This window comes from Aneurinibacillus tyrosinisolvens (assembly GCF_001015055.1).
In the GTDB taxonomy this organism is placed as follows: domain Bacteria; phylum Bacillota; class Bacilli; order Aneurinibacillales; family Aneurinibacillaceae; genus Aneurinibacillus_A; species Aneurinibacillus_A tyrosinisolvens.
In genome coordinates this window covers 135,286-151,109 of sequence record NZ_BBWZ01000006.1, presented here as the reverse complement: position 1 = coordinate 151,109, position 15,824 = coordinate 135,286, and the positions used below count along the sequence as shown (strand labels likewise).

Below are 15,824 nucleotides of genomic sequence, written 5' to 3'. Positions count from 1 at the left end.
AATGATTAACTCATTGACTCTTGCTTCAAAACTTTGGAAAGCAAATCATTGGTCATATCAGGAGCACAACCATGCTTATACACCATAAAGGTACGCTTAAATTCAATAACCACCTTACCATCCTGGTTATATCCACCTGTTTTTACTTTTACAATTCCTACATTGGGGCGAGACTTAGATTCACGCTTCTCAAGAACCTCACTATAGGAGTAAATTGTATCTCCTTCAAAAACAGGGTTTGGAAGTCGTATTTCGTCCCAGCCGAGGTTTGCCATTACATTTTGGGAAATGTCGGTTACCGATTGGCCTGTTACTAAAGCTACTGTAAAGGTAGAATCTACAAGAGGTCGGCCAAACTCTGTCTTCTCCGAATAAACAGTGTCAAAGTGGATTGGGTTTGTATTTTGCGTAAGAAGTGTAAACCATATGTTGTCTGTTTGTGTTACCGTCCTGCCAAGTGGATGAGGATAAATATCTCCCACTTCAAAATCCTCAAAAAAACGTCCGTTCCAGCCTTTTTTAATTGTCATCCCTATTCATCTCCTAATTTTTAATTTTAAAAAGATTAAATCACAAAGTTTCATTTTCTTATGGTAATTTTTACGAAACAACTTGAATATTGGATCCAATATCCTTGATACCCTTATGGTATGTTTTAACTTAAAAATTGTCAATATATAAAATCATTAAAATGTTTTAACTACTTATTAATACATAAGCCTCTTTTTGTCTGTAATAAATAAAAAGACTGCCGAGACGCTCTCGACAGCCTGACCTACTCTTAAAATAGTTCGTTAAGCTCGGACAATCATTATATTTGAAACTTAATCGCTACATTTTTAACCTGCGTATAATACTTAAGCGCTTCCAGTCCTTTTTCACGGCCAAACCCACTTTTACGATAACCGCCAAATGTCATTTCCACTCCACCGCCAGCGCCATAATTATTAACGAATACCTGCCCTGAACGAACTCGTGAAGCAACCCAATGTGCTTTATGAATATTGGATGTCCACACCCCCGTCACCAACCCGTACGCTGTATCATTGGCTATCTTTACCGCTTCCTGTGGTGAATCAAACGGCAGAACAACAAGCACTGGACCAAAAATCTCTTCCTGTGCAAGCCTGCTGTCTGTTGTAACTCCATCAATAATGGTCGGTTCAAAAAAGAACCCATTGCCTACCTCTTCACATCTTTTTCCGCCCAGCAAAATGGTTGCCCTCTCCTTTTGGGCGACTTCCATATATGACTCAATTCTTTGCAACTGTTTCTCCGATATAATCGGTCCTATATCTGGATTATCCTCTCCTGCTCCTACACGCAGTTTCTCCATATTTGCTTTTACCATAGAAGTAAAAGAGGAATATATAGATCGTTCAACAAGAAGGCGTGAACCTGCCGAACAGGTCTGCCCTGTGTTCTGGATGATGGACCGCACAACCCATTGCGCTGCTTCTTCTAAGTCAGCATCTTCAAACACGATATTCGGTGACTTCCCTCCCAATTCGAGGGTAACCGGTTTAATATTTACCGCTGCTGCTTTCATTACTTCTGTTCCTGTATCGACTGAACCGGTAAATGTAATATGATCGATATCGGGATGGGCAGCTAATGCTGCTCCTGCTTCCGACCCGTATCCGGTAACAACATTTACAGTCCCTTTCGGCATTCCTGCCTGTTCACAAATAGCCGCAAGCCGCAGAGCCGTTAATGGTGTATCCTCGGCCGGTTTAATAACCGATGTGTTTCCGGCCGCAAACGCAGGAGCCAGACTGCGAGCGGCAATTTGAATCGGGTAATTCCATGGAACGATATGGGCCGTCACACCAAGCGGTTCGCGAAGAGTAAAATCAAGCACGTCTGATCGAATCGGAATGGTTTCTCCAAGAATTTTGTCAGCGACACCTGCATAGTACTCAAAATATCGGGCCGCTACTTCCACATCTACGGCTGCCTGGGCAAGCGGTTTTCCGGTATCCCTGGTTTCGAGCTGGATGAGTTCCTCTTTTTGCTCACGAATCAAACGGGCAATCTCATGCATAATTCTGCCTCGATCAGCGGGTAGAAAATTTTTCCATTCTTCAGATTCAAAAGCCGCTCGTGCTGCCTCTACAGCTTTATCAATATCCGCTTTATCACCGCGTGGCACCTGAGCAATTTCCTCCATCGTCGCCGGGTTTATTGTTGCAAAATGATTACCCGAGACACTATCTGTCCATCTTCCATTAATAAATATTTGTAAAGGTTTCATCGTCTTCCTCCCAATCAGCATAAAGTAGGACTTTATTCTAATACGATGGATGCCCTTGTAATTTCCCGGTTTGCAGATTTATCAAGCGCCTGTCCAATTTCATCAAGCGAAAAATCACAGTCCAACATCTCATTAAAAGGGTACTTATCCCCTTTTTCAGCGAGAAATTGAAGAGCTTTCTGGAGATACCATGGATCGTAGCGCACGAGAGAAATAATCTGGATTGATTTTCTTGTCATCAATCCCGGATCGAACGACATCATTTTTCCCGGTGAAATATTTCCGATGCTAATATATCTGCCTCCCGGCTTTAAAAGATGGATGCCTTCGTTGAAGGCGGCCGGTACACCGGTCAATTCCATTGCCACATCGGCACCTTTTCCACCATTCGCGTCTAAAATAGCCTGAACTCTCTTTTCTACCGTATCGTATTCATTCATATCGATGACATAATCTGCACCAAATAAGCTGGCCTTCTGCAATCTAGATGCCACAGCATCAATGACAATAACACGGGCGCCAAACTCTTTTGCTACCGCAGCTGCGTTTAACCCTAATCCTCCGGCACCTTGGATGACAACCGTTTCCCCAAAATGAACATTTGCCTTTTCAATTCCGAAATATACTTGGGAAAGCGCACAGTTTGCACTTGCTGCCGCAGAATCGGAAACGTTATCAGGAACTTTATAAAAGTATTGATCTGGATGGATATAATAATGTGTGGCAAATGACCCGTGAAAATGAGGGGCTTCTTCCGGGTTTTTCGCCCAGAATTTGTAAGCGTTTTCACAAAGATGGAATTTTCCTTCCTGACACGAGTTACATTTACGGCATGTTAAAAAATAAGCTGAAGCAATCCGATCACCGACTTTTACCGGGTTTCCCGCATAATCTGTTTCCACACCTTCTCCCAGCTTGGCGATCATACCAACCATCTCATGCCCCATAACACCTGATTTTTTTGTTGGATGCTGTCCCTTCCAGATATGTAGTTCAGAACCACATACGTTGGTCCGGATTACTTTGACAAGTATAGCACCTGGACCTGCGTCAGGCAGTTCATACTCCGCGAATGTTAGCTTTTCCGGTTCTGTCATAACCGCTACTTTGCCTTTCATTGTTCTTCACTCCTTTTTATTGTTGGTTAACCCTGCTTTTATTCGTAATATCCTTCTGTTGATTTGATAAACTTACTGAATTGATCTGAATCATGTCCAAACCACACTTGTGACTTTGTTCGGGCCGCATATTCACGAATCCTATTCACAGTGTTAACAAAGCCGACAGAGTCGTATATAATCCCTGGTATTTTTGCCGGAGGCCCATAGTTTTCCGCTGAGTAAATAGCATCGGAAGCGAGCACAATACTTCCCGTACCTGGAAGTTCCACATGCAAACCAAGCATGCCCCATGCATGACCAGGGCCAAAGTTTAATATTTTAACACCTTCCACTAGAGGAACTTCTTTATCCTGAGGCTGAATCGTCTTCCAGTTAAGCCCCGTACGGATCCAGGCGTCAATGTCTGCCCAGATGTAAGCACCCAACTCCCTGCTCATTGCGAATGATTTCATCGTATTCGATAGTTCGGTGTCGTGTACAATAATCGTCGCATTTGTAAAAAGTTCAAGACAGCCGGCATGATCAAGATGCAGGTGGGAAGCCACAACATACTTAATATCTTGAGGACGAACTTTTAATTGAGCTAACCGATTGATTAAGTAACATTCTTCATTTGCTAAATAAGGAAACAGCTGCTGTACTCCTTCCGGCCAACGCCCGCCTTTCCCCATCCCTTCCGGATTACAACCTGTATCGAAAAGAATTTTCCCTTCTGGATGATCAATAAGAACCGCATATACTGGAAACTCAATATATTCAGCAGGCGGATTAGGATTGGAAATCGATGCCGGATTATGCATCGCGACCATGTATCCTTTGTCCATTTTCATTGTTCCAGTATCCAGTACGAATAACTTAGGTTTAATCATGACAAAGCCTCCTTTAAACTATATTTCTTGCCTATTTTTGTATTTGCAAAAAACATGCCACTTCTTAACAATCTAAATTCGGTTAGAATATTCAAAAAATACTATAAAAATGTAGGACAGCGGTGTACAATAACACCATAAGTTTGGTGCATAATTCTACCATGGTGCCATATTACACCGATAAAATGGGAGGATCGTGAATGAAAGAAAGAGTGGAAACCACTGCGGTAATGAATAGGTCGCTCAGCCACAAAGAAATTCATGAAAAAATCATTTCCCAGCTTAATGCCATTTTTGATGCTTCACAGGATGGTCTTTATTTAACTGACGGGGAAGGTTATACACTTCGTGTAAACAGTGCTTATGAAAAAATGACAGGTTATAAAAGAGAAGATTTGGTTGGCAAACATATGAGCTGGCTTGTACAGGAAGGTATGATTTCGGAATCGGTCAGTCTTCAGGTACTTACAGAACAAAAAATCGTTTCACGCCTGCAAACCATAGGTAAAGGCAAAAACATTATGGTGACAGGAATACCTATAAAAGATGAAAACGGAAAAATTATAATGGTTGTCAATAATGCCCGTGATATTAGCTATTTAAAAAAACTTGAGGAAGATCTAGAAAAAGCGAGGAGACTAAGCGAAAAATTTTCTGAAGAAATCGCTTACTCACATCCGTCTGAGCCGGAATTTATCTTTCAAAGCGAACAAATGAAGTCCTTAATTACTTCCATGCGGCACATTGCGCGCTATCCCACCAGCATACTGCTTCGGGGAGAATCTGGCGTGGGAAAAGAAGTGATTGCTAATGTCATCCATAAATACAGCAGACGTTCCAAAAAACCTTTTATTAAAGTAAACTGTGCGGCTATCCCTGAAACTCTGCTAGAAGCAGAACTATTCGGTTATGAAAAGGGGGCTTTTTCTGGTGCCCATACTTTGGGTAAACCGGGATTATTCGAATTGGCCAATGAAGGACGATTCTTTTAGATGAAATCGGCGACCTACCGATAAATCTACAGGGAAAGCTCCTCCGGGTCATTCAGGAACGGGAATTGCGAAGAGTAGGCGGGGTGAAAAGCATATCTCTCGATATCCGAATTCTTTCAGCTACAAACAGGGATTTAAAACAATTGGTAAAGAGGGGAGAATTTCGCGAAGATTTATATTATCGTCTTAATGTTGTCGATATTTTTATTCCTCCGCTGCGAGCACGAAGAGAAGACATTCAACCGCTTATTTTCTACTATTTAAATAAATACTGTAAGGAATATCGTGTCGAGAAGCACATTTCAGAAGAAACGATAGGTTATCTTGAAGGATATCCATGGCCTGGGAATATCCGTGAAGTTCGTAATCTTATTGAAAACCTTATTGTTTCTACTATAAACTGCGAAATCAAGCCATTCCATCTGCCTGTTTATATTAAAGAACCATCCACTGGCTATCATTGTGAAAAACAGCAGATAGCATCTCAACAGAATATCGAAGAAATGCCTGGACTTAGAGAAACATTAGAACAGTTAGAAAAAAAGCTTATTACCGAAGCATTGCAAAAACAGGGGAGTATACGAAAAGCTGCTACCCTATTAAAAATAGACCACTCTACACTCATTCGAAAAATGAAAAAGTATAATGTCGATAAAATGTAGATTTTCGGGTTCTGACGGCAAATCACTGGGAAAATAGAGCCAGTCTCATACTGCTTAATACCTTCGGTAATAACGAGAGCATTCTTCTCTTCAGGATAGGACAAGACGTTAAGATGCTCACAATGGCAACAGCTTGTCCATCCCCCCTTTTATGTGTCTAAATTTACTACAAAAGATCCATTCTTTTTGTTGAGTATAGTGAGAAAGGGGGACCTATCAGTCCCCACCCCAAACCACTTTATTGTTTTAAAGCAACATATGCTTTCTTTAACGATAAAAAAGCCCTCCAAGCCAATCTGACATGAAGATTCAGCGCTTAGAGGGGTTACGTTGAGTCAAACGTAAGTCTTCTTTTATTTTTACCGGTTATTTTATAAAGGCTAATCTAGGCCGTTCTTTGTGCCAATCCGTGATAGACTGGTATGCGTGCCCTAATTTGATTAACCTTTCCTCTCCCAAAGGGCGGGCCACCAATTGTAAGCCAAGAGGAAGACGGGTTGTTTCGGTAAAACCGTTAGGAAGAGTTAAGCTAGGAACCCCTGCGTTCGTAAAAGGGATGTTGAATGCAGGCGAGCCTGTATAGGAAAGGCCTTGTGGCGCGGGGGTGGGCGTTGCAGGCGTAATAATAGCATCTACGCCTTCAAGTAAATCAACTAGTTCGTTCCTAAAAGCAGCACGAATGTGCTGAGCACGCAAATAATCAACAGCTGAAACGAGTTGGCCTAGTTCCAGTTCTTGACGCAATTGCGGATTGTAAAGCGTGTGGTTTTTTGGGTAATGGTCTTGGTGGTAACAAGCCGCTTCAGCTTTCATTACGATGCGATGTGCTTGATTTGCATCCTCTAAATTTTTCGGCAGTGAAACCGACACGATTCTTACACCAAGCTCCTGAAAGTCTAGTAATGATTGATTAAAGGCGAGTGCGATTTCAGGATCGACTTCATTAAAAAACTGTGTATCAGGAATACCTATGACCATATTTTTCACATCGTTCATGAGAGAACCTGTATAATCCGGGACGGGGGTTTGTAGCGTTGTCGAATCCAGTGGATCATCCCCAGCTATCACCTGTAATACCAAGGCTGTATCCTCAACCGTTCGGGTAATCGCCCCAGCATGATCCAAACTCCAGCTACACGGGATGGCTCCTGCGCGACTCACGCGTCCATAAGTCGCTTTTAAGGATTTCTTGTGGACGGCGCTCCACCGAAAAAAGCAAATTCTGTCATGGTTGTTTTCCCAAGTAAAATTGCCCCCGCTTCTTTTAAACGAGAAATAACAGTAGCATCCGAGGTAGGCACAAAATCTTCCAGTGCTTTTGAGCCCGCACTTGTTCTTATCCCTGCCGTATAATATAAATCCTTCGCACCAAAAGGGATGCCGTGTAAAGGGCCCCTTATCCTTCCTTCGTAAATTTCCTTTTCCGCTTGTTTGGCTGCTTCTAATGCCTGCTCCTCTACAACCGTAACCCAGGCTTGGATTTGAGTATCTACCACTGCAATGCGATCAAGAAGAACCTGGCAGGGGACAGCTGCTTAGCCTGAATTTGTTTGGAGGCGGCAGCGATAGTTAAGTCATAAAGCATCTTTTAGGCCCTCCCTTTTGGCATAAAGAGTGGTTCAATTTGGCGATTCGTAGTAAAACGATAAATCTTGTATGGGCTTGAGCAAGGCTGGCCCGTTGTTAATTCCATGACACCCTGAGACAAATTCATGATGATGGAGAACACTGTATTACCTGCTACAGGGCGGCCTAAATCAGGCGGAAATAACTCTCCGTGTCGGCAGATCCCATCAGGATATCCAACATGATCGGTCAGAACGGTTTTAAAGACCTGAGCGTCTGCACTTTCGTTCTGAGCTAAAAGTAATTTATTCGCACGGCCTTGACGCAAATGCGTATCAGGGAATTTAATTCGTGCCGTGTCCTGTATATTGACCTTACGCGCCCCAATAAAATGATTCGTATGAGTCAGCATTCCATCTGCTGGATATAACACATCATAATCATGGGGGGTTGCCTCAATATCTAACGCTTCCCCTTCCTTATGGGCGATAAGATAGTTAGCAGACGTACCCCTGGCCAATCTTCCTACTTGACCTACGGCTTGGGAAAGGCTTTTACTATTTAGAATACCTCTCAATACAATATGGATAGGCACGCCCATTGCCCGATCTGCAGTTCCTAATAAATTCAGGCAAACTCCCAAGCCCTCGCTGTTCATTCCAATTTTCCCTACAATTCCTGCCTCTGTCGTCATTAAAATGGTAGGACGCGGAGATTGTTCAATCTCTAAAATAATAACCCCAGGCTTTATCTTATCCAGCCAATCCCAATTTTGGCCAATCAGCGTGTCGCCATTCCGGGTAACAGGTGGAACTACGGCTAGACTCGTACAGCCATCCGTATTTAAAATGATTTCGCTTCGGGCGTTTAAAGCTACTATATCAAGTAAATTTTGGTCTGAGCCTTCACTTATTCCTTTTATTTCATCCATTATCTCCTTATCATACCGTTCAATCCAAGGAATATAATCTGCAGCACGGGTTGTTGCACTTTCCCAACTAACTCCGGCCAAATCCATAAAAATTTGCTTGTAACTATTAATATTATGGATGATCTGTTTTTTAGCGAGCTGCCCTATTTTTCTGCCACGTTCAACAGCCGATCCACTAACATGAATGAAAGGAAATGTTTCCACAAATTAACCTCCTTAGATTCCGCTTTCCACTGCCTTATTCATTTCTTTTTCCTTTTGGTAAACCACTTCACCATCAATGATGGTCATTTCAACCCGAAGATCTTTAATTTTATCTTCCGGTACGTCAAGAATCCGATGATTTAAGACGACAAGATCGGCTAGTTTTCCGACTTCAATGCTGCCTTTGATATTCTCTTCAAAACTAGCATAAGCTCCATTCCATGTATAAAGCTTAATAGCTTCAAGAGGGGTAATTCGTTGGTTCGCTCCGACTTCTTGGCCAGAACCAGTCTTTCGGTTTACCGCAACGTGAATGCCAAGCAGCGGATTGTAATGGGTGACCGGGCTGTCTGATGATCCCGCTGCGATTACGCCTTCATCGATGAAATCACGAACAGGAAACATATGATGGACTCGTTCGCCGTAATTTTTGATATATCCTTCACCAAATTCATAAAAGAAAGGCGGGTTTGGAATCGGAATAATGCCAAGCTTTTTTATCCGCTGCAGTAAATCAGGCATAGTTACACCCGCATGCTCAATACGATGGCGGTGGTTGGTCCGCGGATGATTCGTTAGGGCTTCCTCAATACAATTTAACATCATTTCAATCGCGCGATCGCCCTGGGCATGCGCTGTAATCTGGAACCCTTTCTCATGAGCTTCTCCAAGGATTCGATTTAACTCTTCCTGGCTGTAATACAGAATGCCATAATCATTTGGATTGCTCGTATAAGGTTCTCTTGTTGCAATGGTCGGTCCGCTGCTGCTGCCATCGGTAAATACTTTAGCCGGACCTATCCTGAATCGTTCGTCTCCTAAACCTGTGATGATGCCGGCTTCCATCATTTTAGCCACAAATTTCTCTGAATGATTTAAGGATGAAATTATTGCATAGACACGAACCTTAACCTCTTTTTCTCGAACGGCCTTTTGCATAATCCTCATGTTATCAGGTCCATATCCACCGGCATCATGAATACTTGTAATGCCGACAGCAACAAAATCATTCGAAGCAAGGGCCATGCCTTTTCTTAGTTCTTCCTCGGTATATGCCGCTAATTGAAATATGCTCATGTGAGCAGTCTCAATTAAGACTCCTGTAGGAATCCCTTTATCATCACGCACTATTTTTCCGCCTTCAGGATCCATCGTATGCTCATCAATAGCAGCCAATTCTAGGGCTTTGCTGTTTACAGCTGAGATGTGGCTGCAGGTACGAACAACCATAATCGGATGTTCTGTCGAGATTTCATCTAACTCCCATCGGGTTGGATAACGCTGTTCGGATATTTTTGTTTCATTGAAGCCCCATGCCCGTATCCAGTGCCCTTTTGGTGTTTGTTCTGCTTTTGTTTTCAAATCTGCCAGGATATCCTCAATGGACTGAATATGAGGTTCTTTACAGCTAACCCCAAGCTGGTTCGTCCCGCATAGGGTAAGGTGTAAATGTGAATCAATAAATCCTGGCAGTAAGCTTTGTCCTTCTAAATCAATCGTCTCTGTATCATCACCAATCCAGCTCTCCACTTCCTCGTTTAATCCCACAGCCACAATTCGATTCCCTTTTACCGCAACCGCTTCGGCAATGCCATTCTCTTTATTAACGGTAATCACTTGCCCATTTAAAAACACAAAATCAGCAAACATAAAATCACCTCTCTGTTTTATGGCTTTTCTTTATTCCTTTTTCTCGATTTCTCTTGCCAGGCTTATCAGGTCAATTTTGTATATCGGACGTGGTCTCCCCCTCTGGTTCATCGACTCTTTTCCAATGACTTCGGCCACTCCTTTGTCACGAAGTTTTTTTAAAATGCGGATAGCGTGCCGATCACTTGTATTCATTCCAATACTGACTTCTCGTGCAGTTACACGGTCTCTCCTCATGATGGATAACCAGGCAAAAAATTTGCGGACGGTTAATGATGAAAAATTCCCCTCCTGTACATTGATGAGCGAATACTCAAGGGGGTGGGAAAAACCAAGCGGTCCATGGGCCTTTTTTTCATCATCGATTAAAAAGGCACAATTCCCGCCATTTTGCCTGGCGAATAAAAGCGCCCGACTCGCATTGTACACCGCGCTTTCTCCTGTATTTCCCATCCCAATCCCCAGGCTAATGGTATGGGCGAACTTGGTTCGAATCTCATTTAAAACGGTATACTCCTTCAAATGGTTGGTCACCTTTTCTAATATTCCACGGGTCGTGTACAGTGTAATCGTCTTACCGTCTATAATGCCTGAGCTAGAAAATAGTTCATTTCCATACGCAAGAATTTTTTGTTTTACTTCCAAATATTCACCCTTCTCCCAGGTATCGAAGTGACAGTTATCATCATCGATTTGAAATTGAAGAACCGTAATTTGAGCACCATGCTTTTTTTGCTCGTTTCCCATTAAAATGGCTTTCTTTACCGTTTCACGAATCGTTTGCTTCGTATGCTTAATAAGGAAGACCGGGACTTTCAACTGTTTTAACCGCTTGTACACAGAGTGAAGACCTGTTGCAATGACCTGAACTTTCTTTTCGGTCCATAAATGCATATGATGATGAAATAGCTCTTCACTATCCCAATAGCCTTCCATTGTTTTCGTGAAACGCGAAACTTCAGCCAGTCCCATTTCTTCATACACTTCCTGTAGATGCTGGGGAGAAAAGCAATCAAAACTAATAATGGGAAAAAAATGATACGCCTGGTAAATCTTTGCCAGCACGCTATAAATATCTGTCCCTTCAAACGGAATAAAAACAGCTCGGTGATCATCCGGTAAAACCTTTTGTGAAAGATAATACGGTGCCTGCCCACTAAATAAAAATAAATCGGCAAATTCTTTTAATTGGGTAATTAATGAAGGAGCTTCTAATTCAGAGCTATAAATCATCGGGATAACTTCGATTTCTTCAAATTCCTCTGTTACTTTGCTGATGTCATGAACAAGAATTTCAGGTCCAACGACTGCGATTTTGAGCTTCATGGTCCTTTCCCCTTGCTATACGATGTCTATAAAAGGTCTGAAATTAACTTCGTAAAAAAGTAAAAAAACAAAACTCTTTGGTTTTTAATATATCTTACACAAATTAATTATACAATACTAAATTTTCAGAATTGTAGAGTGTGATTTTACTTAACTATAACTGTAAATTGTATTGACAAATTAGATTATTCAGAATTAATATGGGCTTATATTTTCAATACAATATGTCTTAAGGAGGTCTGAAAATGAAAGTAAAACCAGAGTTAACCTTTGATAGTCTTATAGACCAAGTAAAAAGTGACGTCATAAATTGGAGACGATATCTCCATCAACATCCCGAATTATCCTTCCATGAAGAAAAAACATCACAATTTGTCTATGAAACGCTCCAATCTTTCAATGGCTTAGAAGTTTCGAAGCCAACCAAAACAAGCGTGATGGCTCGTCTTATTGGAAAACAGCCGGGTAAAGTGGTGGCCATCCGGGCTGATATGGACGCCCTCCCCATCGAAGAAGAAAACACCTTCGAATTTACTTCTCAAAATTCGGGTGTCATGCATGCATGCGGACATGATGGTCATACAGCGATGTTGCTGGGAACAGCAAAAACCCTCGCGCAACTACAAGACCAAATCAAGGGTGAAGTTCGTTTTCTGTTTCAACATGCGGAGGAAACATTACCAGGCGGTGCACAGGAAATGATAAGTGCTGGTGTTATGGATAACGTAGATGTAGTAATTGGCACACATCTTTGGTCTCCGCTTGAAATTGGAAAAATCGGAGTCGTATATGGACCTATGATGGCCTCCATGGATACCTTCACCCTGACCATTCACGGAAAGGGCGGACATGCTGCGCTGCCTCATCAAACCATTGACAGTATCGCCATTGCTGCACAGGTTGTAACCAATCTTCAGCACATCGTTTCAAGAAATACAGACCCTCTAGACAATATTGTTCTATCTGTCACTCAATTTATCGGAGGAACAACGTTCAACGTAATCCCTGGTTCCGTTCAAATTTGTGGTACAACCCGCACTTTAGACTCGAGGGTTCGCGAAACATTGCCAGAGCTTATGGAAAGAGTCATTAAAGGAATCACGGATGCACACGGGGCTACCTACGCATTCCACTATGTATTTGGTTATCACCCCGTAGTTAACAATGAACAAGTGACGAGGGTCATCGAAGATACGGTTTGCGAAGTCTTTGGCAATGAAGCCCTTGATATGATGAGACCGAATATGGGTGGTGAAGACTTCTCGGCATTCCAGCAAAAAGCCCCCGGTACTTACTTCTATGTGGGAGCTGGCAATCAAGAAAAGGGCATCATTTATCCACATCACCATCCTCGCTTCACGGTTGATGAGGATGCCCTGGAAAAAGGGGTAAAAATGTTCATCCATGCCACTTTTAAATTACTGGAACAGTAGATTTCTATAAATGGAGGTTATCGATGAGACTGATACATTTTCTTGCCCTGCTTCCCTTTATTGGTATGCTGGGGTTACTACCGCTGGTAAATAAAGTAACCCCTTTTGTGCTTGGAATGCCCTTTATCCTTTTTTGGATCGTGTTATGGGTCGTTTTAACTTCCGTTATTACGGCCATTATTTATAAAATTGATCCTGCCAACCAGGAAGGTGATGCCTGATGAATGCTGCGCTCATCGTCATTTTCGGCTTTTTGCTGCTGTCACTTTATTTGGGGATTCGAGCAAAAAAAGGGAAAGACATGAATCTCGAGCAATGGACAGTCGGAGGACGCGGATTTGGTGCCTTATTCGTGTTCCTTCTAATGGCCGGTGAAATCTACACAACCTTTACCTTTCTCGGCGGGAGTGCCTGGGCATACGGCAAAGGCGGACCCGCCCTGTATATTTTAGCTTATATCTCCTTGTCTTACATTTTAGGCTATTTTTTTCTCCCACTCATTTGGAAATATGCAAAAGAAAACAATCTGATGTCCCAACCCGATTTTTTTGCCACCAAGTATAAAAGTCCATTCTTAGGTATTGTTGTCTCTTTTGTTGGGGTCATCGCCATGATCCCTTACCTTATTTTACAATTTAAAGGTTTAGGAATTATTGTATCGGAAGCCTCTTATGGTTCTATTTCCCCATCATTTGCGATCTGGATTGGAGCCATTTCTCTTACGATCTATGTCATGGTTTCTGGTATTCATGGCTCGGCATGGACAGCCGTCATAAAAGACATTATGATTTTTGCCATTGTGATTTTTCTCGGGATTTATATGCCCTTCCATTACTACGGCGGCTTACAGCCGATGTTTGAAGCCGTTCATACAGCCAACCCCACCTTCCTTGCATTGCCTGAAAAGGGGCTGGGCATTTCCTGGTTTATTTCTACCGTAGTCTTGACCGTGTTGGGTTTCTACATGTGGCCGCATACATTTGGTGCCGTTTACTCTGCCCAAAATGAAAAGGTATTCCGTAAGAATGCGATTGTGAGCCCGCTGTATACACTGATGCTTCTGTTTGTGTTCTTTGTCGGTTTCACGGCCATTTTACAAGTTCCCGGGCTCAAAGGATCAGAACAAGACCTTTCTCTGTTGCGTCTTTCGGTCAAAACCTTTGATCCATGGCTTGTCGGGTTTGTCGGAGCGGCTGGCTTATTGACAGCCCTGGTTCCCGGTTCGATGCTTTTAATGGCTTCTGGTACTTCTTTAGCCAAAAATATTTATAAGGTCGTTGTTCCTTCTGCAACCGATTTGCAGGTATCTAAATTGGCGAAATACCTGGTCCCTGTGGTATCTTTGATTTCGGTTTACTTTACATTAAATGGAGGGAACACGATTGTGACCCTTCTCTTAATGGGGTACAGTCTGGTCACTCAGTTATTCCCCTGTTTCCTCTTTAGCTTGATGAAAAACAACTTTGTAACAAAATATGGGGCTTGCGCCGGGATTATCGTCGGCATTTGTATCGTTACCTATATTACCGTTACAAAAACAACAGTCGGAACTTTACTGCCTTCACTGCCGCAAGGGGTAAAGGACCTAAACGTCGGGGTTATAGCTTTAATCATGAACATCACCGTATTGGTTATTGTAAGCTTGGCCACACGAAACTTCGCTGCTTCAAAAAAGGTAGAACCCATGGAAAACATCCAGACAACCATGATAAAATAAGAATCTTCCTTTTCGAAATAATCGACCAAACGGTTTATATTCAACACCCTATTGGGTAAACAACAAAAAACCTCATAGTTACTCTACGTAATGGCGTCTGTTAAATACAGGCGTCCTATTTTTTTAGTCTATGTTGAACATGTCCATGATTGAAAAAATTAATTTTTTGTTAATTGCGAATAGGAAATGATTGACAAAATGCGCACTTAGGTGTAAATTACACATAAGGGATATTTACATTCTTTTTGGTAATTTCGGCGTCGTGCATTGATAAAAATCTCAACAGGTGTATCTATCATAGGCTTTCTTTTACGTATAATTAGGGAAACTTCTTATCAATGGATGCCAATAAAAACATAAACAAGGAGACCATGATGGCACACTTAGGAAAGCAAAGCAGTAGAAATGTCGCGGATTTTATCTGGGATGACTGGTTCGTTGGTCTAAAGTTGATGTATGTATACCAAAGTGAAATGGCAAACCTTACACTGCAGACGATAGAATACCAAAAAGAAGTTTGGGCTCAAACAATGGAAAACACCATGAAAATAGAACAAGAAACAAAAAACTTTTTTGAAGATATAAAAAATAATTATCAAAACAACACAAAAAATCCAGGCAGTGAACAGGCGGCTAGAGCATTTGAGGAATGGAACCAGCATCTTAATGAATTTTTCAAACGTATTCAGTTGCTTACAGCAACACCTGCTACGGCCAGCCTGACTACAGTAAATAAATCACAGGAACAGATGGAAGCCTCTTTCAAAAGTCTAATCGAACAGCAGAAAAAAATAAGAGAAGAAATCAAGTCCCTTATGGTTAACTTTGTTAACGAGATAAAAATGACGCAAAGAGAGATGGCCGCCTCGTTTGAAGCCATTGACAAAAACAAGACAATAAATACGAGAAGTGAAAAATAAGGGAGAACCTCTCTGTGTACCAGGCAGAGAGGTCTTTAGTGTTGACATCTTCTCCCGATTCAAAAGAATTACACTGTCTATCAGGGCTTCCTTTCATTGTTTTGTGAACTCTCATTAGGTAAGAAATGTTGACCGCTAAAGTAACGAACTGTATTGAATGAAATAGGACCTGGCACTTT

14 protein-coding genes and 1 pseudogene are annotated in these 15,824 nt (G+C 42.0%); 6 read left to right on the top strand and 9 right to left on the bottom strand.

Features of this window, described 5'->3' with window-relative positions; translation table 11 throughout:
* Positions 1–5: 5 nt before the first annotated feature.
* From MBEAL2_RS08090 to ahlS, 4 genes are all read right to left on the bottom strand, one after another.
* Positions 6–530 (bottom strand): MaoC family dehydratase, encoded by a 525-nt coding sequence (locus MBEAL2_RS08090; protein WP_047151800.1) that lies wholly within the window; start codon positions 528–530, stop codon positions 6–8.
* 281 nt (positions 531–811) lie between these two features.
* Positions 812–2,254 (bottom strand): aldehyde dehydrogenase family protein, encoded by a 1,443-nt coding sequence (locus tag MBEAL2_RS08085; RefSeq protein WP_047151799.1) that lies wholly within the window; start codon positions 2,252–2,254, stop codon positions 812–814.
* 32 nt (positions 2,255–2,286) lie between these two features.
* Positions 2,287–3,372, bottom strand: coding sequence for a zinc-binding dehydrogenase (locus MBEAL2_RS08080; RefSeq protein ID WP_047151798.1), 1,086 nt, complete (start codon positions 3,370–3,372; stop codon positions 2,287–2,289).
* Between the two features lie 38 nt (positions 3,373–3,410).
* Entirely contained in the window at positions 3,411–4,244 is an 834-nt protein-coding gene (gene ahlS / locus MBEAL2_RS08075) for an AhlS family quorum-quenching N-acyl homoserine lactonase (RefSeq protein WP_047151797.1), read from the bottom strand.
* A 200-nt stretch (positions 4,245–4,444) separates the two neighbouring features.
* On the opposite strand from ahlS, the pseudogene MBEAL2_RS29060 reads away from it, so the two are divergent.
* Both MBEAL2_RS29060 and MBEAL2_RS33935 read left to right on the top strand, forming a co-directional pair.
* Positions 4,445–5,632, top strand: a pseudogene (locus MBEAL2_RS29060) (sigma 54-interacting transcriptional regulator); the annotation flags it as partial.
* Between the two features lie 107 nt (positions 5,633–5,739).
* Positions 5,740–5,898, top strand: coding sequence for a helix-turn-helix domain-containing protein (locus tag MBEAL2_RS33935; RefSeq protein WP_236692726.1), 159 nt, complete (start codon positions 5,740–5,742; stop codon positions 5,896–5,898).
* A 366-nt stretch (positions 5,899–6,264) separates the two neighbouring features.
* Here MBEAL2_RS33935 and MBEAL2_RS08065 read toward each other — a convergent pair whose 3' ends face one another.
* From MBEAL2_RS08065 to MBEAL2_RS08045, 5 genes are all read right to left on the bottom strand, one after another.
* A complete protein-coding gene (locus MBEAL2_RS08065) occupies positions 6,265–7,059 on the bottom strand; it encodes an amidase (protein ID WP_269082450.1) in 795 nt (264 codons plus the stop codon).
* A gap of 17 nt (positions 7,060–7,076) precedes the next feature.
* The gene (locus MBEAL2_RS33525) at positions 7,077–7,400 is read right to left on the bottom strand and encodes an amidase family protein (RefSeq protein ID WP_082129822.1); all 324 of its coding nucleotides are present in this window, start codon (positions 7,398–7,400) and stop codon (positions 7,077–7,079) included.
* An 86-nt stretch (positions 7,401–7,486) separates the two neighbouring features.
* On the bottom strand, positions 7,487–8,599 hold the full coding sequence (locus MBEAL2_RS08055) for a C45 family autoproteolytic acyltransferase/hydrolase (protein WP_047151794.1): 1,113 nt from the start codon (positions 8,597–8,599) through the stop codon (positions 7,487–7,489).
* A gap of 12 nt (positions 8,600–8,611) precedes the next feature.
* Entirely contained in the window at positions 8,612–10,249 is a 1,638-nt protein-coding gene (locus MBEAL2_RS08050) for an amidohydrolase (RefSeq protein ID WP_047151793.1), read from the bottom strand.
* A gap of 30 nt (positions 10,250–10,279) precedes the next feature.
* A complete protein-coding gene (locus MBEAL2_RS08045; RefSeq protein WP_047151792.1) occupies positions 10,280–11,575 on the bottom strand; it encodes a hypothetical protein in 1,296 nt (431 codons plus the stop codon).
* A 245-nt stretch (positions 11,576–11,820) separates the two neighbouring features.
* On the opposite strand from MBEAL2_RS08045, the gene MBEAL2_RS08040 reads away from it, so the two are divergent.
* The 4 genes from MBEAL2_RS08040 (at position 11,821) to phaP (ending at position 15,645) form a co-directional block, all read left to right on the top strand.
* Positions 11,821–13,008, top strand: a complete 1,188-nt coding sequence (locus MBEAL2_RS08040; protein WP_047151791.1) for a M20 family metallopeptidase — start codon at positions 11,821–11,823, stop codon at positions 13,006–13,008.
* Between the two features lie 23 nt (positions 13,009–13,031).
* Positions 13,032–13,229: a DUF3311 domain-containing protein gene (locus MBEAL2_RS08035; RefSeq protein ID WP_047151790.1), complete on the top strand. Its 198-nt coding sequence runs from the start codon at positions 13,032–13,034 to the stop codon at positions 13,227–13,229.
* Positions 13,229–14,725: a sodium:solute symporter family protein gene (locus tag MBEAL2_RS08030; protein WP_047151789.1), complete on the top strand. Its 1,497-nt coding sequence runs from the start codon at positions 13,229–13,231 to the stop codon at positions 14,723–14,725. Before MBEAL2_RS08035 ends, MBEAL2_RS08030 begins: the two co-directional genes overlap by 1 nt.
* Positions 14,726–15,063: 338 nt before the next feature.
* Complete coding sequence (gene phaP / locus MBEAL2_RS08025) at positions 15,064–15,645, top strand: polyhydroxyalkanoic acid inclusion protein PhaP (protein ID WP_082129821.1); 582 nt, start codon at positions 15,064–15,066, stop codon at positions 15,643–15,645.
* The last annotated feature ends 179 nt before the right edge of the window (positions 15,646–15,824 follow it).